The sequence below is a fragment of the Acinetobacter sp. FL genome (genome assembly GCF_040744925.1).
In the GTDB taxonomy this organism is placed as follows: domain Bacteria; phylum Pseudomonadota; class Gammaproteobacteria; order Pseudomonadales; family Moraxellaceae; genus Acinetobacter; species Acinetobacter radioresistens.
The window spans coordinates 1,235,776-1,260,548 of sequence record NZ_CP160437.1 but is presented as its reverse complement, the minus strand read 5'-3'; the positions used below and the strand labels follow the sequence as shown (position 1 = coordinate 1,260,548).

Genomic DNA, 24,773 nt, shown 5'->3' with positions numbered 1-24,773 from the left:
GTTTTATTTATTTGACTTGTTTAATTTCAAAACCGAGTTGTACTAATTCATCACGCTTTGCAAATGGTGCAACCACCGCTCTAACCGGTTTCTGACCGGTCAGATAAATATTTACAACCCGTTTCAGATCATCAAAAGTAGTCTGTAATATACGCTGACGCAAGATTTTTCTAAAGGCTGGCGTACGTTCATGCAGTAATGCATAACATGCTGTAATAGCTTCACCCGCTGGAGAACCCGGCTTATCCATACTGGCAACCAAACCAAGAATAGCCTCTTCTAACTGGTGTGGTTTTTGTTCAGCATGAAATAACCAGTTCAAGCTTGAATCAAAGTCATTGAAAGTTTCTGCAAGACGTGGATCGCGATAACTATAGAAACGGAAACTGCAAGCATTACCATCATAGCTGGCTCCTCCACCATAAGCCCCACCTTTTTCACGAATAGCGCTATGCAGAAAGCCATTACGCAAGTATGCAGCCAATACCATTAACGGTGCAGCATCTGGGTGGGAGACTTCAACAGCCTGATAAGCTGAGGCACAGAACTGAACATTAGACTGGATTAACCAGGCTTCATCCGCGTTATTATCTTCGAATTTAACCTGAGTCAGCTCAGCTTGAGTTTGATCTACAGCCAGTTTATTCCATACTTCCTGGATTTCTTCCAACAAGCGTTCAGTCTGGTGTTCTTCACACACCAGCAAAAACTGTTTAGGAGCCTGTAACAGTTTGCGATGAATTAACTTCAACTCATCAATAAGGCGATGATACTCTGCCTCATCTTTTTCAATGTTGCTGACCAGATCTGTCATCCAGTTGAGCGCACCCAGTCCTGTCGTATGGTAATCACGACGAGCCAGCGCACTCATGTTACGTGACGCTGTTTGCATCGCATAACTATGTCCTGAGCCGGAAATCCGTGAATGCCAACGGGTTTTACGCTGTTGCAGAAGTTCTATGATACGGCTCTTTTCATCAAAACGAAGCTGCTCAAAAGCCAGCTTGAGTAGATGGATCGCATCAAATTTATTAACCAGTGACTTGGTGGTTAATGTGAGCCAGGCACTTATACGACCTTTATCATTAACTTTGCTGCGTAATGAAGCACCCATGCCTAACCCACCACTCACTGCAGTTTGCAGCTGTTGCAGTTCAAGATAGTCATACTCTCCTGCACCCACCTCACCCATCAGGATTGACAGCAAGTTAAAGTAAGGTGAATTTATTATCTCGTCAGGAATCTGGATCAGCACCTGCTGATAATAAATACCATTTGTTCCCGCATGGTAAAGATTTAAAGGGGTATCCAGATTATTACAGATAATTTCACGCAGCTGACCCTGTACAATATGCAGCTCTTCAGGCACATCCTCCAAACCTACTTTAGGCAACAGGTCCAGATCATCTTCCATATTCTGACGTTGCTTCAATGCTTCTGTATTTTCCAGAATCTGTTTACGGTCTGCTTCAGACAATGTCTCAGCGAGTTTAGCCAGACGAGCTTTTTCAGCCTGCTCATCCTTTAGAGACTTTTCAGCATCAGGAACCAGAGTCAGTTGCACACGATGCGGGTTATCAAGCAGATAAGTCTGGATCAGGCTAGACAGCCACATTGGATCTTTTAGTTCTTCTCTTACCTGTTCAATCGCGCTATCGACATCCCATACATGAATCGGGTCATTGTGATGAATAGCACTACTCAAACCATTCAGGATCAGACTGAGGCCATAAGGTGTACCATCACCACCAATTTCACGTTGATGCAGTTCGATCTGATGCAAAATTGCTTCAATCAGTTTTGACTCTACAGGTTTTGATGCCACTTCCTGCAAGATATTAAGTACGCCTTCCTTAAATGTCTGTGCATGCTCCGGATTAGAACCTTGCACTGCACAATAAAAAGTCATCTCAAAGTTGCTGTCATCTACTCCCATAAACGGGCCTGTAGACTGTGCATATCCACAGGTTTCCAGATAATGCCGTAAGGGTGAAGCCGAGTCTTCCAGTAATATGCCTTCAACCAGACGCATACCTAAACGCAATTTGATGTCACTAGCCTGAGGTAACAACCAGCCCAATACGTGATAAGTTTTATCTGTTAGCTCATCGCCATCTACTGCATAAGTTTCAGTAACCTCTATAGGGGCTGACAGGCGTTTTTCCGGAGTAGAATAGAGTGTTTTTCCAGGTTTAAACTTGTTTAAAGCCAGTGTTTCAAACTGTTCCTGCAACTCATACGCCGAAAGATTACCAAAAGTCATAAAGACTGCATTACTTGGATGATAATGCGACTTATAAAAATCGACTAGCTGCTCATAAGTCAGATCAGGAATGTCTTTAGGATCACCACCTGAATTATAATGATAAGTGGTTTGTGGGAATAAATGTTCTGCCAGCTGATGATAGAGCTGATCTGAAGGTGAACTCATCGCCCCCTTCATTTCATTAAAAACCACGCCTTTATAGACAGGTTGGTCATCTTCGAGCTCTACCCGAATACCTTCCTGAGCAAAATCCAGAGGATTCAGGTTTGCAGCAAAGGCTGCATCGAGATAAACAGATAACAGGTTCTGAAAATCTTTCTTGTTTTGGGTCGCAAACGGATAGGCTGTCCAGTCTGCCGCTGTAAAAGCATTCATGAAAGTATTTAATGAACGGCGAATCATTAAAAAGAATGGATCACGGACCGGAAATTTTTCTGAGCCACATAAAGCAGTATGCTCCAAAATATGAGCAGTACCTTTTGAATCCATGGGCTGGGTACGAAAAGCTACCAAGAATACGTTTTCATCATAGTCAGTGGCTAGATGGTAATGCACCGCCCCTGTAACCTTGTGTTTATATTCAGACACTAAAATGTCTAGGGCCTCGACATGGTGTTGACGTATCAACTGAAACGCAGGATGAACAGTTTGATTAATGGTTTCAGTGACATCGACAGTCATGTGATCTCCTCATACTTTTAAATTCAATAAATTGCATTATACCTATAGTTTTAGTCACAATTCACGTTTTAAACCTGACTAAAACAATAGATTTTTAATGATGGCATGATCGGTTTTTTCAACCTTGTCTCAAATAAACAGTAGGTTTCAAGATGGCTAGATTCAGTATGGTCTTAATTCCGGTTCAGCTAAAGTAAAATGGTTGCTAACCCTCTATTTCAATAGGAAGGAATTAAAAACGTACCCCTCTTTTAATAAACGTATTGAATTTTATTCATTAATCTATAAGAAACATAAGCATTAAGGTAAACTTGTTTTTTTATATGATAAATGGCGAGAAACATGGCGACTGTTGACCTTTTTGCAATTGGCAATGCATTAATTGACCAAGAATTTAGAGTTACTGATGAATTCCTCACTCAGCAGAATCTGCAAAAAGGTACCATGCAACTGGCCGAAGGTGATGTTCAGTCAGCCTTATATGAAAGTCTGAAAGCAACCCAAGTTTATAAAGGTCAGGCAAGCGGTGGCTCAGCAGCCAATACAACGGTGGCATTTAGCGCCCTAGGCGGTAAAGCATTTTATGCCTGTCGTGTAGGTAATGATGAGCTTGGCCTAGTTTATCTTAACGGTTTAAATGCAGTCGATGTAAAAACCAGTGCCAAGTCAATTAGTGATGGTGTAACCGGTACTTGCATGGTACTCATCAGTGAAGATTCTGAACGTACTATGCAAACCTATCTTGGGATTACTGCTGAACTCTCGGAAACCCAGATTGATTTCTCGCCTCTTCAAACTGCAAAGTGGTTATATATTGAAGGTTATCTGTCAACTAGCCCCACTGCACGTGCCGCTGTACGTGAAGCACGTCGTATTGCCCGTACACACGGGGTAAAAATTGCGCTGACTTTATCTGATCCGGCTATGGTGCAGTATGCACGTGAAGGACTGGACGAAATGATTGATGACGGTGTAGACCTGCTATTCTGTAATGAACATGAAGCCATGATGTATACCGGCGCCTCAACTGCAGAGCAGGCCTTAGAAAAATTGAAATTTAAAAGTCGGTATGTTGTTATTACCCGCAGCGCACAGGGTGCAATACTTGCTACAGCCGAACAGCATTTGCAGGTACCAGGTCGTAGCGTAATCGCTGTAGATGCCAATGGCGCAGGTGATGCATTTGCTGGGGCTCTACTTTATGCTATGAATGCAAGTATGGATATAAAAACTGCGGCAGAACTGGCTATTTTAATTTCTAGTGAAGTGGTTGCAAGTTTTGGCCCCCGGTTAACTCTGGAGCAATACCGTCAGCTCTTGCAAAAATTTAAACAGGAAACTGCATAATATGGAAAGAATATGCTTGACTGAAGATATACCAGAACGTGAAGCCCGCAGCTATGAAACGGCTAATGGTGATAATATTTTTATCACCCAGCGCGACGGATGTTTTTATGCTTACCAGAATCTTTGTCCGCATCTGCAAACCGAGCTTGAATTTTTAGAGAACCAGTTTCTCGACCGTGATCAGGAATTTATAGAATGCTCGACTCATGGTGCATTGTTCCTGGTCGAGACAGGTGAGTGTATTTCTGGTCCTTGTCAAGGTCAGTCGCTTGAGAAAGTTGCCATTAAGGTCCATTCTGACGGCGGCATTTATCTAGAAGATTAATTAAAGGTTCTGTCATGGCTGCGCTGCTGCTTAATTATTATTTGATGCCATTTAATGTCAGTTTATTGGCTTTAGTGTTGCTCAGCATGGCAGAAACTATCGGGATGCAGTTCGGTTTTCGGCCCAGCGATTTACTCAAACGCTTTATACCGGTCTGGATCTCGAACTCCCCCCTCTTCGATGTAAAGTTTTCCAAGGTTCTGATCTTTGTATTTTTGCTCATGAACTTTAGCTTTGCAGGGTATTTTTTGCAGTTCGTTTACTTCGCCAATCAACAGCAGCTGATTTCACCTTTTTATATTATTTTACCTGCTCTGATTATTGCAATTTTCTTTACCATGTTCATGATCCATTGCTTGGATCAGGTGATTAAACCCAAGCTGAACCAAAAAAATACCAGCCTGCTGGGACGACTGGCAACGATCTCTAGTGGTAGCGCAAGACCAGGGTTCTCAGCCCAAGCCAGAGTCAGAGATGAGTTTGGACAGCTACATTATGTACAGGTTGAGCCAGAATTTGGTGAATTGGAATTTCAGTCACAGGTAATCTTGATTCGGTTTAAAAAATCACATTATATGGCCAAGAAAATTTCCGAATCAAACCGCCTGTTCAATCCGGAATTATAGAGTCCTGATAAACCATTTAAAAAGTAAAATATATATAATTTTTCTACCACTGCATGGTAATAAAATTACAAGTCCAGTCCATCAATGACCTTATTCTCACGCAAAAGCTGTAATTGCTCTTCGGTTTTAAACTCTCGGAGAATCTGGCCAGTATGCTCACCCAGTCGTGGTGGTGCTTGCCGGTATTCTACTGGTGTATCTGATAATTTGATTGGCGAGCCTATAACTCTGAATGCAGGATTAAGTACATGGGGCAGCTTGACCAGCATCTGTCTTGCCTGTACTTGCGGCTCTGCAAATGCCTCTTCTATCGAATTTATCATACCGACTGGTACTTTCACTGCATGGATTCGCTCTACCCAATACTGGGCATTTTCTTGCAGAAAATAATCTGACAGTATACCCACCAGCTCATGCCGGTGTTTTACCCGGCTCTGGTTGGTTAAAAACTCAGAGCGCCCTAATAAATCCTTCCGGTCAATAGCAATACATAGTTCCCTGAATTGCCTATCATTTCCACAGGCCACAATAAACTCCTTATCTTTCGCTCTGAAAGTCTGATAGGGAACAATATTTGGATGTGTATTTCCCATACGCTGGGGCGCTTTACCTGAACTCAGGTAATTCATCCCCTGATTCGCCAGACCGGCAATCTGCACATCCAGTAAAGACATATCAATGTATTGTCCCCGTCCAGTGTGCTGACGCGCCAGTAAAGCAGCCTGAATCGCAATTGTGGCATATAACCCGGTTTGAAGATCTACCACTGCAACGCCTACCTTCTGTGCACCACCACCTGGTATACTGTCTGGTTCCCCAGTAATACTCATCAGGCCGGCCATACCCTGTATAATAAAATCATAGCCAGGTTCAGCAGCTTGTGGTCCATCCTGACCAAAACCAGTGATTGAACAATATACAAGTTGAGGATTTAAAACCTTAAGGCTGTCATAATCCAGTCCATAACGTACCAGTGAACCTGCCTTATAATTTTCAATTACTACATCGGCTGTTTTAGCCATCTCCCGGATCAGCTCCTGGCCTTCATGAGTGGCCATATCAATAGCGACTGAGTGTTTATTACGGTTGGTACACTGGAAATATCCCGATTCACGAGTTTGTTCTCCGTTTTGATCAGGCATCCAGGGTGGCCCCCACATACGGGTATCATCACCTGTACCTGGTCGTTCAACCTTAATTACTTCTGCTCCCAGATCTGCCAAAATCTGTCCACACCATGGTCCGGCCAGTACACGGCTCAGGTCCAGAACCCTTATTCCCTGCAATGCACCCATGTTTGTCTCCTTATAACAAAGAATTTATGCTTGCATTTTATTGTTGCTGTGGATCATATTGCCGGTCACGAATAAACAGTCCCGGTAATACGCCTGCAATAAAATAAGCCGCTCCCATGACAATAAATGCCATCGTAAAAGTACCGCCCGAGGCTAAGAAACCAATCGTTGCAGGTGCAATTGCTGCCCCAACACGTCCAATGTTATAGGCACCACCAATGGCTGTACCACGTACATCCGTTGAGAACGACTCCGCCATATAGGTCGCATTGACTCCATACGGAATGCCATAAAGAAAGCCAAAGGTAATAAGCAGATATAAAATATTATCTGGAGTATTAAAGAAAATAATGACCGGCAGGAAGATTGCACTGGCAATAGTACCGAATACGAAAACTGCCCGACGGTTAAACTTGTCAGCCAAGAAGCCCGCCAGAATTTTCCCAAGAATCATTGCAGTGTACGAACCCACCATATAGCTGGTCAGGTTTTTAAAATTCATATGAACTTCAGTTTCCAGATAGCTAGGCATCCAGTTATTAATACCGTAATAGCCAAATTGCAGAAAAAATGCTGTCGTCATCCACAGTAAAAACATTTTTCGATGTTTAAAATTTCTAAAAATCTGTTTATAGATACTGCCGCCTTTTGGTGCTGCTTCTTGATCCTGAACTTGAGCAGTTCCCTGTAGCACCGCAATTTTATTGAGTTGCCATGATTTAGGTTCAGGCACGAAACGCTGCAAGAAAATATTGATAAATGCCGGAATAACGGTAATAAAAAATAAAACCCGCCAGCCATGTTCAGGAATAATAGAGCCGGCCAATAAAGTGGCTACGATATAGCCCACGGTTTGCCCGGTCTGTAATGTTCCGAGTACGGTGGTACGGTAAGTTGTTGGCACATACTCAGCCATCAGGGTATTGCAGGCCATATATAATGCCCCTATCCCGAGAGCACCGATAAAACGCAATGCCATAAACTGTTCAAAGGTCTGAGTAAATCCGAGCAAACAGGTAGCAACTGAAAAGAAGGTCACTGAATGAGCAATGGTACGTACCCGACCAAATTTATCACAAGCCCATCCACCTAACACACCACCAACACCCATACCGGCGAGTGATGCACTACCTAAGGCCCCTGCCTGAAAAGCGCTCAGACCAAAATCAGCTCTCAGACTGGTCAAACTGTAAGAAAGCAACATAATATCGATACCATCGACCACCATGGCAAAATAAGTAAATAACAGTGCAAATTTCCAGGTATGCGGTCCTATTTTTTCATAAGTCCCCAGATTAGACGGTAGATTTCCTTTTATAGGCTTGATCGCTACTTGTACTTCATTATTCATTTAATATTCCTCATTTTCTCAAATGAGTCATCGATGTCTTATCTTGTGTTCCATTGAAGACTTTTATTATTTTTCTTTAAGTACTATCCGTGTATGGAATCCTTGCCAAGAGAAGCTCATGATGAATCCTTAAGTCCGTGTCAGGTTCATTTTCAGGCAAAGCTTCGCCATGAAGATGCACTCAGGCATCTTCAGCAAATTTTTTGGAATGGTTTAGTTTGAAAAAGCAGCTATACCAGTTTGGGCACGACCCAAAATCAAGGCATGTACATCATGAGTACCTTCATAGGTGTTTACAACTTCCAGGTTAACCAGATGACGCGCTACCCCAAACTCATCACTGATACCGTTACCACCCAGCATATCACGTGCCAAACGGGCAATATCAAGCGCCTTACCGCAGTTATTACGTTTAATCAATGATGTACCTTCAACTGAAGCAATACCCTCATCTTTCATACGACCAAAACGTAAAGCTACCTGTAAACCAAGGGCAATCTCAGTTTGCATATCTGCCAGTTTTTTCTGGATCAGCTGGTTAGCCGCAAGCGGGCGGCCAAATTGTTTACGGTCCATCGTATACTGATGCGCCGTATGCCAGCAAAATTCAGCAGCTCCCATGGCACCCCAGGCAATGCCGTAACGGGCACTATTCAGGCAGGTAAATGGGCCGCGTAGTCCCTGTACTTCTGGAAATGCATTTTCTTCTGGTACGAACACATTATCCATAACAATTTCGCCAGTAATCGATGCACGCAAGCCTACCTTGCCATGTATCGCCGGTGCAGATAACCCTTCCCAACCTTTTTCCAGAATAAAACCGCGAATTGGGCCAACATTTCCTTCAGTAGAAACTTCTTTTGCCCACACAACAAATACATCAGCAATCGGGCTATTGGTAATCCACATTTTTGCGCCTGAAAGTCGATATCCACCTTCTACCTTTTTAGCGCGAGTTGACATGCTGCCCGGGTCAGAACCATGGTCCGGTTCAGTCAGACCAAAACAGCCAATGAATTCACCTGTAGCCAGTTTTGGTAAGTACTTCTGTTTTTGTTCTTCACTGCCAAATTCATTAATTGGCACCATCACCAATGAACTTTGTACACTGGCCATAGAACGATAGCCTGAATCCACTCGCTCAATCTCACGTGCAATCAGACCGTAACTGACATAATTTAAACCGGCACCACCGTACTGTTCAGGAATAGTTGGCCCGAGTAGTCCTAGCTCACCCATTTCACGAAAAATAGTAGGATCGGTTTTTTCATGACGAAACTGTTCCAAAACACGTGGCATAAGCTTATCTTGGCAATATGCAGCAGCTGTATCGCGAACCATACGTTCTTCTTCATTCAGTTGCTGTTCCAATAAAAACGGATCCTGCCAGTTAAAATGAACTTTAGCTTTTTTTTCAGTGTTGATCATCTGATTCATTGCGTCCTTTGCCTTGCTGAATGTCTTTTATTGATTTCATGCTATTCCTGTTCAGAACACGCTTCAAACGATAATTTTTCATTCAGATATTCCTTTTATGCATATCTTATATCGTGTTATAAGTTTTTTTACAGATAAGAAGAGTAATTACCCTGATAGCTCAAGTCTTGGCAAAAATTAAAGACTGACTAGAAATTTTTATTTTATCTCGCTCTTCGGGAGAATTTTATGCGCAGAATGATTCCTTCATTACAGGCACTCATCTGCTTTGAAGCAGCAGCCAAACATCGTAGTTATACTCATGCTGCACAAGAACTTTCTGTCACACAGAGTGCGGTTTCACGTCAGATCCAGCAACTTGAAGAATATCTGGATCTTCCATTATTTAACCGGACAAGACATGGGGTTGCGTTAACGCATGCAGGTGAACAGTACTATAAAGATATCCGCACTCATCTACTCAGTCTGGAACAAAGTACTCTGGACCTGATGTCGCATAAAGGCTTAGGCGGAACACTCAAACTAGGGGTTGTACCAACATTTGCTACACGTTGGCTGGTACCTCGCCTACATCGCTTTAATACTCTTTATCCTGAAATTAATGTACATCTGGAAACCAGCACCAAACCATTTTTATTTAGTGACCATATTTTTGATGCTGCTATTTATGCAGGAACCGAAACACAGGTACAAAACTGGCCAGGTACACAAGCGCATTACCTGATGCATGAAGATGTAGTTGCAGTATGTTCACCAGACCTGATTTACCGGAATTTCCCAGAACTCAAACCTGTATCCGGCCCATTTCAAGGCACACTTTCCGTCAAGCAAATCGCCAGCCTGCCCCTGTTGCAACAGACAACCCGGCCATACATCTGGAAAGAATGGTTTGAAGTTGCTGGAGCAGATTATCCTTATGCTATGGAAGGTCAGCGGCATGAACTGTTTTCAATGCTGGCTGTAGCGGCGTCTCATCATATGGGCGTTGCGTTAATTCCACAGATGCTACTAGAAAAAGAATTCGGTTCGGGTGAGCTGGTTATTGCTTCTGATATTAAACTCAGAGGTGCCCGATCCTATTATTTTGTATATTCCCAGCAGCAGCCTAACCCATTAATTCATAAATTTATTCAATGGCTTGAACAGGAAGCCCTATCAGGTTAAACCTTTAGCTTTATTTAAACCACTTGAGATAAACCAATATAACGGTAAAGCCCCTCTATACCAAGATCAGCTTTATAAACGATTAAATCAGGCCAGTCCGTAGCAGTAATTTCCTGAAAGATATTCATTTCTGGGTCTTCATGAATTATATCTACTGTTCGAGACATTTTGGCTTCAAAATGATCAGCAATAAACTCAAAGCCCAAATCCATCGCTATAAATAAAGTGTGTTGACAAGGCTGTATATATTGTTCCTGCTGCCAGTCAATAATATGCTGCTGGCAATAAGGGCAGCTAACATTCTGCATCGGGTCATCAAGTTGAATTAATTGATAGGTCATTGCGTTCATCAGGTGTGTGTTTTAACTATTGTAAAAGATTTTAAAGAACAATATATAGAGGGCATCATCAGCTTCTTTAAATTAACTATTTAGATATAACTTAAAATGGCAGTGAACCTGCAATTTAAAATAGAACTCTTGAAGTAAATCCGCTATAAAATACAGCTGGCTACAACGATATCTTTTCATAATCTTTAACGGAAATCTGCATGCTGACTGATCTGGATGATTTTTACTGCTTTGCCTTAGTTGTCGAGCATGGAGGTTTTAGTGCAGCTGAGCGCGCAACTGATATTCCCAAATCCAAACTCAGCCGGCGGGTATATAATCTGGAAGAACGTCTTGGCGTGCGCCTTATTCAACGAAGCTCGCGACATTTTGCTGTCACTGATATTGGTATGGATATCTATCAGCATGCACAGGACATGATGAATGCAGCACAGGCTGCCCATGACCTGATAGATCATTTAAGCAGTAAACCGCGTGGAGTGATTAAAGTCAGTTTACCGGTCAGTATAGCCCAAAATGAAATTGCGAAGATTCTGCCCGACTTTCTAAAACAGTATCCAGAGATCAAGGTTCAGCTTAGTGTCACCAACCGCCGCATTGATGTGATTAATGAAGGGATTGATGTTGCTCTAAGGGTACGTTTTAATCTGGACAATGACCCTAATCTGATTATTCGCCAGTTTCAACGCATTGAACAGCATTTGGTTGCCAGTCAGGCTTACCTCAACGAATATGGCAATTTAACCCATCCTGACCAGTTAGCAGAACATAGAATACTGAGCATGATTGATGATCACCTGGACCAGCAGCTCACCCTGCATGACCGGGAAAATAAATCGCGAAAATTTAAAATTAATCCTGTCGTCATGGGTTCAGACCTGATGATGCTGGCACAACTGGCACGTCAGGGCTGCGGTATCGCTTTACTCCCCGACAGTGTAACTGCTGATCTGGTTAGACACGGAGAACTTGTTCGCGTTCTTCCTGACTGGAACACACCCCATGGAGTTTTCCATGCTGTTTACCCATCACGTCGTGGTCAGCTTCCTTCAGTCAGGGTTTTTATTGAGTATTTGGTTGAGCATTTATACAAAGCCCATTAACTAACTATTTGTGAGTTCAATAAACTCAAGAAACAAAATTTTTGTTATGCGTCGTCCAGCTGAATATTGAAATAAATTTTATGGATAAAAAAAAGCTTACCCTGTAGAAAGGTAAGCTTATAAAAACGAACAACTAAAAAGAAACTACAGCGATAGAATCTAAAAACAATAATATACAAATAACCAATTAAAAACAAATACATAAAACATCTTAAAAGTTACTTATTTTCTATCAATTGTTATATTTATGTTGTTGTATATATAATATATTTTTAAAAAATTACAAATAGATACAATACCAATTCAAATAAATAGATAAAAATTTATGGAAATTTTTATCTAAATTTCCATAAAATTAAACTGTTTGATTACTTTTTAAACAAAATTAAATTTTGGGATATGAACCTGTCCCTTCTGGCCATGGTGTTAAGAGTTCAAATCCATTATCAGTTACCGCCACCATATGTTCCCACTGCGCAGAAAGCGACCTATCACTTGTAATCACAGTCCAGCCATCATTCAATTCTTTGACACGTGCCTTACCTGCATTCACCATGGGCTCAATGGTAAACACCATACCTTTACGCAGTATCAACCCTTGTCCAAGTTGACCATAGTGCAGTACATTAGGTTGCTCATGATAAGTTTTTCCAATTCCATGACCGCAATACTCACGTACGATGGTATAGCCCTCGCGCTGGGCAACTTTTTGAATCGCATAGCCAATATCACCCAATGTGGCACCGGGTCTGACTGTATGAATTCCTGCTACCATTGCTTCATAGGTTGTTTCTACCAAATGTTTAGCTTGAGGGCTGACTTGCCCTACATAATACATTCGGCTGGTATCTCCATAGTAGCCATCTTTAATTACTGCTACATCAATATTGATAATATCGCCATCTTTTAAAATAGTCCGCGCTGAAGGAATACCATGACAGACCACTTCATTTGGTGAAATACAGGTGGTCTTAGTAAAACCATGATAGCCCACATTTGCAGGAATGACTTTTAGAGTATTTACGATATAGTCATAGCAAATATCATCGAGATATTCGGTCGAAACGCCTGGCTTGACATACTGCCCTATCATTTCCAAAACTTGTGCAGCCAAACGCCCGGATATACGTAATTTTTCAATATCCTGTTCTGTCTTGATAGTTACAGCTGAAGCTCTCATTGACCTATCCTCTCTGGTTAGTGACTCAAGTATAGCGTTTTTTATATAAAATTTCCTGATTAAGACTGGCATTTCAAGTCATCAGAAACGATATCAATTGATTATTCTGTTTATAAAATTTTTAGACCGGATATTTTTTAGCCATAAAAATTACTCTTTTAATTATTTTTTTCCGATATAAAAAATTTGTACCCTTAGAAATTTTTATCTGGTTATTTTATATAAGACAATTGTTTTCAAATAATTAATTATAACATTGGAAATAAACTATATTTTGAAAAATTTTTATCATCAGCTTTCTTCATAATTTATATTAGAGAAATTACACAAAATTTATTTTTTAAATTAGAATCGCTGCTTCTTTTACAGCCCCTCTCCCTTTATATGATATGAATAATCTTCGTACTCGGGATATTATTGCTCTAGGTTTTATGACCTTCGCGCTTTTTATTGGCGCCGGTAATATCATTTTTCCACCTATTGTTGCACAGCAGGCAGGTGAACATGTCTGGTGGGCAGCCCTTGGGTTTCTCATTACAGCAGTCGGTTTGCCTGTAATTACCATTATTGCACTATCGCGTGTGCAAGGGTCAATTGAAATATTGAGTTCACCGCTTGGCCGTATAGCCAGTTTGGTTTTAACTGTGGTGTGCTATTTGTCAGTAGGACCTCTGTTTGCTACACCACGTACAGCCACAGTGTCTTATGAAATTGGCTTTTCATCTTATTTCGGCACTTCAAGTAGCAGTTTACTGATCTACAGTCTAGTTTATTTTGCGATAGTAGGACTGGTCTCGCTATATCCAAATAAATTACTCGATACGATAGGTCATGTTCTTGCTCCTATGAAAATTGCTGCGTTAGCAGTTCTTGGAATTGCTGCGTTCTGTATACCGGCAGGATTTATTCCAGCTCCTATTAACCATTATATCAATAGCCCAGTGTCTGAAGGCTTTGTTAATGGCTATCTGACCATGGATACGCTGGGTGCTTTAGTTTTTGGTATTGTGATTATTCAGGCGATCCACTCACGTGGTGTAACCGATAGTAAACTCGTGACCAAATATGCAGTGATTGCAAGTCTGATCTCTGGTGTAGGTCTGACTCTAGTTTATCTCAGCCTGTTCAAACTGGGGTTAGGAAGTCATGAAGCAGCACCTAACGCAGCCAATGGGGCACAGATTCTACACGCTTATGTACAGCATGCTTTTGGTGATTTAGGTTCACTCTTTCTGAGTCTGCTCATTTTTCTAGCTTGTATAGTTACAGCGATTGGTTTGACCTGTGCCTGTGCAGAATACTTTACTCAACTTACCAAGATTCCTTATAAGATTCTGGTGTTTATTTTAGTTCTATTTTCGGTTTTAATTTCAAACCTTGGACTAACTAAGCTAATTGCTGTTTCTGTTCCTGTTTTGAGTGCTATTTATCCACCTGCAATTGTAGTGATCATGCTGAGCTTTTTCTGGAAATTCTGGAAAAAACCGGGCTATGTAATTACACCTGTAGCAGCAATGGCTTTCATTTTTGGAATAATCGATGGAATCAAGGTAGCTGGATTCTCTGATCTGTTACCAGATGCTGTTCAACATTTACCACTCAATGAACAAAATCTTGCATGGCTTATCCCGTCATTAATTGTTCTAGTCATTTCTATTATTGTCGACCGGGTTAAACATTCAAACAGTTAACTTAAGAGTCGTTAAAATCAATTCTTACCCAGAGCTGATTTTACTGGTGATCAGAAATGCCGAGTTTACCCAACTGGCATTTTTTGTTTACGCCTCTTACTAGAATTCGATGCTTATAGTTTTATTTTTATATACAGAAACTTGGCTTATGCTATTTTAACCTTTAAGAATTATCATAAAGTCTGTTATTTTTTATTTCTACCTTTCTTTATCTATTTAATTTTAATAAAAATTTTCTCTATCTCTGATCTTTCACCTGTCTCATAAACTCTGAGTATTCTGCAATTTTAAAAATATAAAAAAGCCAGACAGTGCTGGCTTTTGCATAGCAAAAAAATTTTAGTTACGGGCATCTGCTTCCACACGTGAAGCTGTCTTTTCTACAGAGTCAGCAGCATCTGCTGTGGCTTTACGGGCATCTGCTTCCACCTCTGAAGCTTTCTGTTCCGCTCGGTCTGCAGCTTCTGCGGTTGCTTCACGAGCATCTGCGGTTGCCTCACGAGCTTCAACTTCAGCTTTTTCTGCCGCCGCATCCATCTTGACTGCTGCATCGTCAGCAGCTTCTTTTGCTTCAGCGCCTGCTGCTAAAGTTGCATCTTTAATATCTGAACCCGCCTGCTCGGCCGCTTTACCTAAATGTTCTCCAGCAGTCGCTCCTGTTTCACGGTTATCACATCCTGTGATTCCAAATACGGCAATTAAGCCCATAGCTGCCATTAACTTATTCATATTATTTATCCTTTTCTCTTGTCTTCAGATACTTTTGATCTAAGCATATTTTTTTCAGGAAAAAAATTATTAATTGTTAAAAACTTGTAATAAAATCAGCTATTAAGAACGCTATATAATAGTCCTTAAATAACGCAGCTAATTGTAGTAGCTACAATAGAAACTAAAATTTTACCTCATGACTTGAAATATTTTATTACTTAAAGTATATAAAATATACAATCTTAAGAATCGTTTAAACATTTTAAATTAAAAAGTCAGATTTATATTCAGATTTTACTTAAGATCAGTTGAGCTAAATTAATTTTCAAAATGCCAATTTAAAATTATTTTTCTTATAGTACATTAGAAATTGAATTTATTATAACTTTTTGTTTTATCTAAATTTTAATTAAAAAAAATGAGATTTATCATATAAAATTAGTTAATAATGTGATCAAAAAAATTTACACAAAAACTATTCTTATATTTATTTATTAAATACATTAATTACCTTATATGTTATAAAGAAAAATAATGATAAAAAAATAATGCTATCACCTATTGAAATACTCGAAAATAAGCAGTAAAACATTAAAAACTAGATTTCTGATTAAAACAATTAGGTTTTGTCGCGCACGACAGGAGGACCGAAGATGCACTCTTTACCCCTAAACAAGCGTTCTTTCGCCAAAGTTTTTAAGAACGATAAAAATTTTGTCAATTATGTTGTTACTACAGTAGCCCTCATGTTAACTCTGCTTTTTCATGGGGTGATTAATGGCAATTTGAAGCTAGAACATTTTCTCTATGCTTTAATAGTCTCTGCCCTGTTCTCGATCTGGGCGCTTATTGACCACAAGTGTCGTAAATATTTTAAGTATAAAAACAATTAAGAGATGGATGAGCAATCATCCATCTTTAAATAATAAAAAATTATTTTTTTAGCGTCTAGGCTTGTTTAGATAAATCCAAAATAATACGCAGTCCCTATTACTAGAAAACCACTTGCTACTAATTCTCCAATTACCAGTAAAAACATAAATATTGTCATCAAAATTTTGGGTAAATACCATTTACCAAGTTGATGCGGCACCTGGAACTGATTAACAGTATCTTTTAAAACTCCATGTAAAATATAACTCAATATAGAAAGGCTGAAAAATAATATATTGATCCTAATACAGGTGAGAACTGCATAGTCAGACCAGATGGTAAAATGCCCTAGTGTAGCCAGAATGAGAGTTGCTGGAGCATAGAGCAAACTACTTCGGTGAGCTATATCCACATATGGATGAGCACGTGCATGCGCAGATTTCCTGATCTGATAATATTTCCAGAGTCCTGTTAGCATACCAATCCATAAATAGATACCGCTAAACAAAATGGCAAGTTTAGTTGCGAAAGTAAGTTGATCCATGTTCATTGAATGTTCTAATAAATTGTTTTTCTAGAGCTTCTCTTTATAGACATAAAATTCAATGAAGTCACTCATTTTGTTAAGAATCACATTACTTGTAATTCTCAAACCTAATACAAAATTTTATTTTAAAGTAAAACTGATCAATGAGGCAGAAATTACAAAATAGCTGAGCTACTTTATTTGCTATTTAAATCTTAATGAAAAATCTCAAAGAATACATTTGGGTTAAAATCATTCCTTACAGCTTTTAAAGCAGTTTTGCCATTTTTCTTATAAATCTCATCAAACTACTGCTCAAATGCTACACTTTGTCGTTCTAACAACGGCCAATCTAAAAATATCAAACTCATTGAAGGGCTCATAAAAGTTTTTATACTAAAATAAACTTAGCCACTCTCTTGTATAAAACAATTGTTTTACAATAAACTTACTTTGTAAAAATAATTAAAATTAGGGTTATTCTCGTATGAATAAAAAATATGCTCGGTTTTTGCCTTCAAACACTGGGGATTTTAATCTTGAAGACTTTCCATTCTATTGGATTACTCAAGTACATGCACAATATGTGCAAAATATGGATAATGTCTTAAAGCGTTATGGATTGGATAACTCACGGCGACGTATTCTACTGGCACTTGAGTCTAAACCACATGCCAGTGTTTCTGATCTTTCAGAGATGATCATTTCAAAAATGTCGACTACAACCAAAATTGTTTACCGCCTGAAAGCTGAAGGCTATGTCGATACCTATTCCTGTGAAGAGGATGGCCGTATTACACGGGTAAATCTCACTGAGTATGGCAAAGAAATGACCGCTAAAATTAATGATCTTACTGGAGTAGTACTCGAACAGTCTTTTGAAGGGCTTACTCCATTACAGATTGAAAAACTAATTGAAAGCCTTAAACACTTATTTAAAAATCTTTCAAATTAACTTTCATCAGTCAAAAAAGTTTAACTGGGGCGTTTCCACTTTAGGCTTGGGTACATGAGAACACTCAAACTCTTCAACAGAAAAACCTTCAATAAATGATTTGAAGTTAGCAGGCCCTACACTCAGCCATTCATCCAGACGTTCATGTGGAATTACAATCACTGAACGTTTGATATTTCCTGGTTCATGAAACTCCTTCATCATCGGATGGTCTATTGCATCCATCGTGATCATGCTGGCTGAGCGAATCACTTCATCATTGATTTTACAGATTTCATAAATGGCAGCAATAAAAAAGCCTTGGCCATCTTTGCGACGTACTCCCCAACGCTGAGCCTTACCATCAATATATTTTGCTTCATAAAATTCGGTCACCGGAATAACTCCAAACTTACCTTTAAATGCAGCCTCCTGGAAACTTGGCTTTTCAAATAAAGTTTCATTTCGGGCATTATAGGTCCGTTTAGCCGAACTTTTATCCTGAGCCCACTTTGGCACCAGTCCGAACATTACGCTACGCCATTCCAAGCCATATTCTGACTTAAATAGTAAAGGCAAATCATAGGCTGGATACACTTCTTCGAGATAATCGAAAGGAACATCCGGTAACTGAAGTTTATCCACCTGAACACGCGTAACAGGTTTAAAATTGGCACACATAGGCGAAAATTTAAAAAACTATAGGTCATATATAGTGATAAATTTTAGTATTTCAATGGACTAGTGGCTGGATAATATTATGTATAAACAGCAGAATTTGACAAAAATATCTTAAAAAAACTTAAGGAAATACAGACCTGAGTACAAATAAGATAGTGTTATATTCTATGTACTCAGGCCTTTTATTATTTAATGTGTTTAAGTAGAAACCTGATTATATTTATACATTTTTAAAAATTAGACAGTGTATATTGTACTAGCGGTAGACCATACCTCCATCTGTTAAAATTGCCTGCCCGGTAATATAATCGGCATCTTCACTCGATAAAAAAGCAACCAGCGCAGCCACGTCTTCAGGTGTTTGTGCACGCCCTAGTGCAATACCACTCACATATTTTTTGTATGTTTCACCAATTGGGGTATGGGTAATTTCAGAAAATCTTTTATCAATTTCTACCCACATATCTGTGCCCACTACTCCCGGACAATATGCATTTACCGTAATGCCATGTGAAGCATATTCCTTGGCTGCGGCCTGAGTTAAAGCACGGACTGCAAATTTTGTTGCCGAATATACTCCTAACATGGCAAAACCTTCATGCCCTGCAATAGAAGCTGCATTAATGATTTTACCTTTTTGCTGGCGCGCTTTAAATTTTCGAGCTGCGGCCTGAATACCCCACAGAACTCCACCAATATTAATATCGCTAATTTTTTGCAGTTCTTTAGGTGTCACTGCATCAAGAGACTGAACCTGAGCAATTCCAGCATTATTGATCATAATATCAAAACCACCTAAAGACTGCTCGGCATGTTCAATACTGGCATACACCTGATCACGCTGACTGATATCAGCAACAAAAATACTGGCGTTTACCTTTAAATTTTCAATTTCCTGTTTTACTCCATTAAGTCGTTGTTCATTCAGATCTACCAAGACTACATGTACACCTTCCTGAGCCAGTCTTAGAGCAATACCACGTCCTATACCTTGCGCTGCGCCTGTTACAACGGCGACTTTATTCATTAATCCTTTATTCATTATTTTTCCTTATGTATTGTTGTTAAATTATTGATAAGCAATTAAAACGTCTGCTTGTTTTTTCTGAGTATTTAGGGATGGACAATAATTTTAACAGCTGACTCATTGTTATGGATCAGGGTTTCAAATCCCTGCGAAACCAAGTCATCGAGTTGAATGCGCTGTGTAATAAAAGGTTCCAAATTAATTTTACCATCTTCCACCAATTTGATTGTTGCCTGATGGTCGTTGACATAAGCAATGGTGCCACGAATATCAAGTTCTTTCATAACAACACTGTGAACATTTACTGTGGCTGGATGACTCCAGATTGATACAATGACCAGTACACCAGCTGGCTTCATCGCAGCTACGAGAGTATCTAGTACTTTATTTACACTACTACATTCAAAAGCAACATCTGCACCCCGCCCTTGAGTAATTTTCATGACTTCCGTAACCACATCAACTTCTGAAGGGTCCAGAATATAATCTGCAACACCAGCCTCTCTTGCTTTTTCTTTACGTTTAGCACTTAATTCACTAATAATAACGGTAAGTCCTTTAGCCTTTAAAATAGCTGATAACAACAAACCTATCGGCCCTGTACCCCCAATCAGTGCAATGTCTCCGGCTTGTGCGCCACTACGAATATAGGCATGATGACCTACCGACAAAGGCTCAATCAGTGCAGCCTGATCCAATGGTATTTTATTGGAAATTGGGTGAACCCAACGACGCTGCACGGCTATTTTTTCCGATAGACCACCGCCTCGCCCTCCTAATCCAATAAAATTCATATTCTTCGACAGATGATAAGCATCATTAGGTCCAGTCGGCACATCGTCAGCGATGATATAAGGTTCAACCACCACATGCTGACCAATCTGAATATCATTAACCCCTTCACCCACAGCGTATACAACTCCGGAAAACTCATGTCCCATCGTTACTGGAGCAGATTCGCCCGAGATTGGATGCGGATGGCCACAAGGCGGAATAAAAATTGGACCATCCATAAACTCATGCAGATCAGTTCCACAAATACCACACCAGGCAACCTGAATACCGACTGTACCTGGTGTAACTTGTGGCTCCGGAATATCTTCAATGCGAATATCGCTTTTATCATAAAAACGAGCTGCTTTCATTACCGCTCCTGATTAATCAGTTTTCTGTAAGAAGAATGAGCTTATCAAGCTAAACCAGATAAGCTCTTCCATATTTTCAAATATGTATTGCCTGCTGTAGGGAAGCTAATACCGATTCATGCATTGCTTCTGATAACGTAGGATGAGGAAAAATGACCTGTGCCAAGCTTTCGTCGGTAGCTTCCAGATATTTGGCAATTGCGAAACCCTGAATATGTTCAGTAACTTCATGACCGACCATATGCGCTCCGAGCAGCTCGCCAGTCTCTTTATCAAATACAGTTTTTACAAAACCGGCTGTTTGTTTTAAAGCCAGTGCCTTACCATTTGCCTGAAAAGGAAATTTCCCAGTCTGGATATGATGTCCTTGTGCTTTGGCCTGCGCTTCAGTCAAACCAATACTGGCAACCTGAGGATGAGTAAAAATACAGCCAGGAATTTGGGTACGGTCTAGAGAGTGCAGATTTGTGAGTCCTGCAATTTTTTCTACACAAAGAATAGCTTCATGACTGGCTTTATGAGCCAGACATGGTGCACCCGCCACATCACCAATTGCATAGAGCCCTACGACATTTGTGCGGCAGAATTCATCCACCTGAATAAAACCCTGCTTAAACTCTACTTCTAACTGTTCCAGTCCCAGATTTTCTACATTCGGTTGTACACCTATTGCAGACAGAACCCGATCAAACACCTGGTTTTGCTTGCCCTGTGAGCTATGAAGTTCACACTGTACCTGACCTCCGGTAACTTGGACATTTTGTAATGAACAGCCAGTAATCACTTTCATACCGCGCTGCTCAAACTGCTTACGCATATATTCTGCAACTTCTGCATCTTCAGTGGGCAAAATCTGCTGAGCAACATCAATAAGAGTAACCTCACAGCCTAGATCATGATATAAACTGGCAAATTCACTGCCTATAGCGCCGGAACCGACTACCAGTAAAGATTCAGGCAATTGTTCCGGGACTAGCGCTTCCCGGTAACTCCAGATCTCGGTGCCATTGACAGGCAGACCAGGCAGAGTTCGAGCTCTGGCACCTGTTGCTAAAATGATATGAGGTGCTTTTAAAGTGCGTGCTTTACCGCTCTCATCGATTACTTCAAGCGTTTCTTTCGCCTGTAGCTTGGCCCGTCCAAATATAACCTCTACACCATTTTTCTTGAGAAGGTGCTCGATTCCCTGTACCAGTTGCTGCGAGACTTGGCGGCTATGTTTAACCAGTTGACTCAGATCGAAATCAATTTGTGGAAGAGTGAAACCAAAGTTTCCAGCATGCTTAAGCTGATAGGCCAAGTCAGCTCCACTCAATAAAGCTTTGGTCGGGATACAGCCCCAGTTTAGGCAGATCCCCCCCAGATGTTTTTCTTCGATAATTGCTGTATTAAGACCAAGCTGGGCTGCACGTATTGCAGCCACATATCCACCCGGACCTGCACCCACAACAATTAAATCATACTGATTTCCTGTCATGTCCAGCTCCTATACCAGTATTAATGCTGGATTCTCGACAAACTTTTTAAAGCTGGCCAAGAATTTCGCCCCAACTGCTCCATCAATCACTCGGTGGTCACAGGATAGAGTTGCTGTCACCATCTGCCGAATAATAATCTGATCATGCTCTACCACTGCTCGAGCCTCTGAAGCACCCAAAGCCAGAATAGCACCTTGAGGCGGATTGATAATGGCGTCAAAGTGTTTTATACCCAGCATTCCCAGGTTAGAAATACTGAAACTTCCTCCCTGAAATTCATCCGGAGTTAACTTTCCAGTTTTTGCCCGGGTGGCCAAATCCCGCATATTGCCAGAAATCTCAGCAAGCGATTTCTGATTCGCAGCTTTAATAATTGGAGTAATAAGACCATTAGGAATAGCCACAGCCACAGAAATATCGGCCTGATCAAACTGTAAAATTGATTGTGACTCTTCGTCAAACTGTACATTTACTTCAGGTACTTTAATCAACGCCGCAGCTGCTGCCTTGATGAGCATATCATTGATAGACAATTTGACCTGAGGCACGGACTCATTAATCTGTGCACGTAATGTCTGTATCGCCTCAACATTCAAGTCAACAGTTAAACGAAAATGTGGCGCATTACGTTTTGCTGCCTGTAAACGTGAAGCAATCGCTTTACGCATGGCATTCATTGGAATACTGGTTACTTTTGCCTGTTCGGGCTGAGTTGCATTCAATGAAGTTTCTGTATGAGCAGACTTGTGTTCACGGTTATACACTGCTTCAACATCTTCTTTGCAGACCCGGCCTCTTGTTCCCGAAGCGCGACAGTCATGCAGATTAATGCCCCATTGCTTGGCCAGACGCCGAGCTACAGGTGTAGCAGCAACTTGACTGTCATCAGCGTTAGATTTTGCAGCTTTTGTACTGGCCTGATGCTTAACATCTGGCCATCGTCCACCTGCGCCCTGTACTGCTGTCTGAAGATCAGCGACACTAATACGCCCTTCGCGTCCCGAACCTGTAACCTTGGTTAAATCCAAATTATATTTTTCTGCCAGTTTCTGGGCATGTGGTGTAATAAACAGGTCATCTGGTGGCTGATAGCCTTGTAAAGACGCAGGAATAATATAGTCACCGGCACTATGAGAAGTTTTCCGGGTAGCAGATGATGTTTCAGCTTTCACAGTTGATGAACTCAGTTGCTCTACTGGTGTAGTCTGGTCAGTTTTATCTTCAGCTGGAGTACTGTCCGGTGCAGAGCTTGCCGAAGCTGCTGTCCCTTGACCAAGTGACTGTACAAATGCCTGTATATCATCATCTGTGACATCATTATTGGCACAAACTGCAATCAAGCCACCGACTGGCAGGGTTTCACCATCTTTCGCCAGTATTTTTCTCAATGTTCCGTCAAAAGGTGCCTCCAGGACGTTTACAATTTTTGTGGTTTCAATTTCACAAATTTCTTGTCCTTTACTGAACTGGCTTCCTTCTTGAATTAACCATTGGGCAATGGTTCCTTCTTCCATAGATAATCCCCATTTTGGGATTTCTAGTGTTTTAATTTCGCTCATCCTAAGCCTCCAAAGTTTTTCGTACAGCCTGTTCAATACGCTCTACACTCGGAATCCACTCTTTTTCCAATACAGGTGAGAACGGTACAGGCGTATGAGGAGGAGTCACCAGTTCAATTGGGGCTTTCAGATAATGAAATCCTTTCTGGGCAATCAGGGCAGCAACATCATGACCAAAACCACAACGTGCCGCAGACTCATCAACAATTACTACACGGCCAGTCGAGGCTACAGATTCAAGGATACCTTCTTCATCTAGAGGCGAAATAGTTCTTGGATCTACCACTTCTACCGAAATTCCCTCTTTTACCAGTTTATCTGCAACCTCATTGGCACGGTGTACCATTAAACTTAAAGCAATAATGGTGACATCAGTTCCTTCACGGGTGTAATTGGCCACGCCAAAAGGAATGGTATAGGCATCATCCGGAACCTCGCCTTTAATGTCATACAGCAGTTTGTGTTCACAAAATACTACCGGGTCATCATCACGAATTGCCTGAATCAACAGACCTTTTACATCGTAAGGACTAGAAGGTACGACCACCTTCAAACCGGGTACTGCAGCAAAGACATTATAAGGTGACTGTGAATGCTGGGCTGCTGCGGAGAAACCGGCGCCGATCATGCCACGTACTACCATAGGTGCTTTGGCTTTACCTCCAAACATATAGCGGAACTTCGCAGCCTGGTTATAAAGCATGTCATGGCATACCCCATAGAAATCCATAAACATCAGGTCAGCTACGGGCCGTAAACCGGTTGCTGCTGCACCTGCAGCCATACCGATAATCGCTGACTCTGTAATTGGGGTATCGATCACACGTTCAGAACCGAACTCAGACCATAAACCCTTGGTCACACCCAGTACGCCACCAAAGCCTTCAAGCGCATTATCTTCAGTATTTTTACCACCATGACCACCACGTACGTCTTCACCCACTACAAATACAGTCGGGTCACGGCGCATCTCTAATTCAATTGCTTCTTTAATCGCATTACGGTAACTTTTATTTGGCATTT

Annotated in this window: 22 protein-coding genes; 8 read left to right on the top strand and 14 right to left on the bottom strand. The window is 40.8% G+C overall.

From position 1 onward, the window contains the following. Positions 1-7 precede the first annotated feature (7 nt). Positions 8-2,947 carry an insulinase family protein gene (locus ABZP31_RS05750; protein WP_248134235.1) on the bottom strand — a complete coding sequence of 980 codons (2,940 nt, stop codon included), beginning with the start codon at positions 2,945-2,947 and terminating at the stop codon, positions 8-10. Between the two features lie 342 nt (positions 2,948-3,289). On the opposite strand from ABZP31_RS05750, the gene ABZP31_RS05745 reads away from it, so the two are divergent. Genes ABZP31_RS05745 through ABZP31_RS05735 form a run of 3 tightly spaced genes read left to right on the top strand, consistent with a single transcriptional unit; the run spans position 3,290 to position 5,245 of the window. Then, entirely contained in the window at positions 3,290-4,294 is a 1,005-nt protein-coding gene (locus ABZP31_RS05745) for an adenosine kinase (RefSeq protein ID WP_248134237.1), read from the top strand. A 16-nt stretch (positions 4,295-4,310) separates the two neighbouring features. Further along, complete coding sequence (locus ABZP31_RS05740; protein ID WP_005404182.1) at positions 4,311-4,619, top strand: Rieske (2Fe-2S) protein; 309 nt, start codon at positions 4,311-4,313, stop codon at positions 4,617-4,619. 14 nt (positions 4,620-4,633) lie between these two features. Next, the gene (locus ABZP31_RS05735) at positions 4,634-5,245 is read left to right on the top strand and encodes an OB-fold-containig protein (protein ID WP_005014650.1); all 612 of its coding nucleotides are present in this window, start codon (positions 4,634-4,636) and stop codon (positions 5,243-5,245) included. Positions 5,246-5,310: 65 nt separating this feature from the next. Here the strand turns inward: ABZP31_RS05735 and ABZP31_RS05730 are convergent, their stop codons facing one another. From ABZP31_RS05730 to ABZP31_RS05720, 3 genes are all read right to left on the bottom strand, one after another. Continuing rightward, positions 5,311-6,540 (bottom strand): CaiB/BaiF CoA-transferase family protein, encoded by a 1,230-nt coding sequence (locus tag ABZP31_RS05730; RefSeq protein ID WP_262475165.1) that lies wholly within the window; start codon positions 6,538-6,540, stop codon positions 5,311-5,313. 37 nt (positions 6,541-6,577) lie between these two features. Next, on the bottom strand, positions 6,578-7,891 hold the full coding sequence (locus tag ABZP31_RS05725; protein WP_005025647.1) for an MFS transporter: 1,314 nt from the start codon (positions 7,889-7,891) through the stop codon (positions 6,578-6,580). Between the two features lie 213 nt (positions 7,892-8,104). Then, positions 8,105-9,328: an acyl-CoA dehydrogenase gene (locus ABZP31_RS05720; protein ID WP_262475166.1), complete on the bottom strand. Its 1,224-nt coding sequence runs from the start codon at positions 9,326-9,328 to the stop codon at positions 8,105-8,107. Between the two features lie 228 nt (positions 9,329-9,556). Between ABZP31_RS05720 and ABZP31_RS05715 the strand changes: the two genes are divergently transcribed. After that, on the top strand, positions 9,557-10,492 hold the full coding sequence (locus tag ABZP31_RS05715) for a LysR substrate-binding domain-containing protein (RefSeq protein WP_262475168.1): 936 nt from the start codon (positions 9,557-9,559) through the stop codon (positions 10,490-10,492). A 14-nt stretch (positions 10,493-10,506) separates the two neighbouring features. On the opposite strand, the gene ABZP31_RS05710 is transcribed toward ABZP31_RS05715, so the two are convergent. Beyond that, a complete protein-coding gene (locus ABZP31_RS05710; RefSeq protein WP_262475169.1) occupies positions 10,507-10,833 on the bottom strand; it encodes a hypothetical protein in 327 nt (108 codons plus the stop codon). 209 nt (positions 10,834-11,042) lie between these two features. Between ABZP31_RS05710 and ABZP31_RS05705 the strand changes: the two genes are divergently transcribed. Further along, a complete protein-coding gene (locus tag ABZP31_RS05705; RefSeq protein WP_005014656.1) occupies positions 11,043-11,945 on the top strand; it encodes a LysR family transcriptional regulator in 903 nt (300 codons plus the stop codon). Between the two features lie 385 nt (positions 11,946-12,330). On the opposite strand, the gene map is transcribed toward ABZP31_RS05705, so the two are convergent. Beyond that, entirely contained in the window at positions 12,331-13,125 is a 795-nt protein-coding gene (gene map / locus ABZP31_RS05700) for a type I methionyl aminopeptidase (protein ID WP_262475170.1), read from the bottom strand. Positions 13,126-13,514: 389 nt separating this feature from the next. Here map and brnQ point away from each other — a divergent pair, with 389 nt between their 5' ends. Then, a complete protein-coding gene (gene brnQ / locus ABZP31_RS05695) occupies positions 13,515-14,816 on the top strand; it encodes a branched-chain amino acid transport system II carrier protein (RefSeq protein WP_262475172.1) in 1,302 nt (433 codons plus the stop codon). A gap of 339 nt (positions 14,817-15,155) precedes the next feature. Here the strand turns inward: brnQ and ABZP31_RS05690 are convergent, their stop codons facing one another. After that, positions 15,156-15,545: a hypothetical protein gene (locus tag ABZP31_RS05690; RefSeq protein WP_005405446.1), complete on the bottom strand. Its 390-nt coding sequence runs from the start codon at positions 15,543-15,545 to the stop codon at positions 15,156-15,158. A 635-nt stretch (positions 15,546-16,180) separates the two neighbouring features. Here ABZP31_RS05690 and ABZP31_RS05685 point away from each other — a divergent pair. Then, positions 16,181-16,420 carry a hypothetical protein gene (locus tag ABZP31_RS05685; protein WP_005014661.1) on the top strand — a complete coding sequence of 80 codons (240 nt, stop codon included), beginning with the start codon at positions 16,181-16,183 and terminating at the stop codon, positions 16,418-16,420. 65 nt (positions 16,421-16,485) lie between these two features. On the opposite strand, the gene ABZP31_RS05680 is transcribed toward ABZP31_RS05685, so the two are convergent. Next, the gene (locus ABZP31_RS05680; RefSeq protein ID WP_248134328.1) at positions 16,486-16,944 is read right to left on the bottom strand and encodes a hypothetical protein; all 459 of its coding nucleotides are present in this window, start codon (positions 16,942-16,944) and stop codon (positions 16,486-16,488) included. Between the two features lie 469 nt (positions 16,945-17,413). Here ABZP31_RS05680 and ABZP31_RS05675 point away from each other — a divergent pair, with 469 nt between their 5' ends. Further along, positions 17,414-17,881, top strand: a complete 468-nt coding sequence (locus tag ABZP31_RS05675; protein WP_005014663.1) for a MarR family winged helix-turn-helix transcriptional regulator — start codon at positions 17,414-17,416, stop codon at positions 17,879-17,881. 6 nt (positions 17,882-17,887) lie between these two features. Here ABZP31_RS05675 and ABZP31_RS05670 read toward each other — a convergent pair whose 3' ends face one another. The 6 genes from ABZP31_RS05670 to ABZP31_RS05645 all read right to left on the bottom strand — a co-directional run bounded on the left by ABZP31_RS05670 (position 17,888) and on the right by ABZP31_RS05645 (position 24,771). Further along, a complete protein-coding gene (locus ABZP31_RS05670) occupies positions 17,888-18,541 on the bottom strand; it encodes an SOS response-associated peptidase (protein WP_248114893.1) in 654 nt (217 codons plus the stop codon). A 256-nt stretch (positions 18,542-18,797) separates the two neighbouring features. Continuing rightward, the gene (locus ABZP31_RS05665; RefSeq protein ID WP_248114894.1) at positions 18,798-19,583 is read right to left on the bottom strand and encodes an acetoin reductase; all 786 of its coding nucleotides are present in this window, start codon (positions 19,581-19,583) and stop codon (positions 18,798-18,800) included. Between the two features lie 71 nt (positions 19,584-19,654). Beyond that, complete coding sequence (locus ABZP31_RS05660) at positions 19,655-20,713, bottom strand: 2,3-butanediol dehydrogenase (protein WP_248114895.1); 1,059 nt, start codon at positions 20,711-20,713, stop codon at positions 19,655-19,657. A gap of 76 nt (positions 20,714-20,789) precedes the next feature. Next, positions 20,790-22,190: a dihydrolipoyl dehydrogenase gene (gene lpdA, locus ABZP31_RS05655; protein ID WP_005014667.1), complete on the bottom strand. Its 1,401-nt coding sequence runs from the start codon at positions 22,188-22,190 to the stop codon at positions 20,790-20,792. Between the two features lie 9 nt (positions 22,191-22,199). Beyond that, on the bottom strand, positions 22,200-23,750 hold the full coding sequence (locus ABZP31_RS05650) for a 2-oxo acid dehydrogenase subunit E2 (protein WP_248114896.1): 1,551 nt from the start codon (positions 23,748-23,750) through the stop codon (positions 22,200-22,202). A gap of 1 nt (position 23,751) precedes the next feature. Further along, positions 23,752-24,771, bottom strand: coding sequence for an alpha-ketoacid dehydrogenase subunit beta (locus tag ABZP31_RS05645; RefSeq protein WP_075039952.1), 1,020 nt, complete (start codon positions 24,769-24,771; stop codon positions 23,752-23,754). Positions 24,772-24,773: the final 2 nt, after the last annotated feature.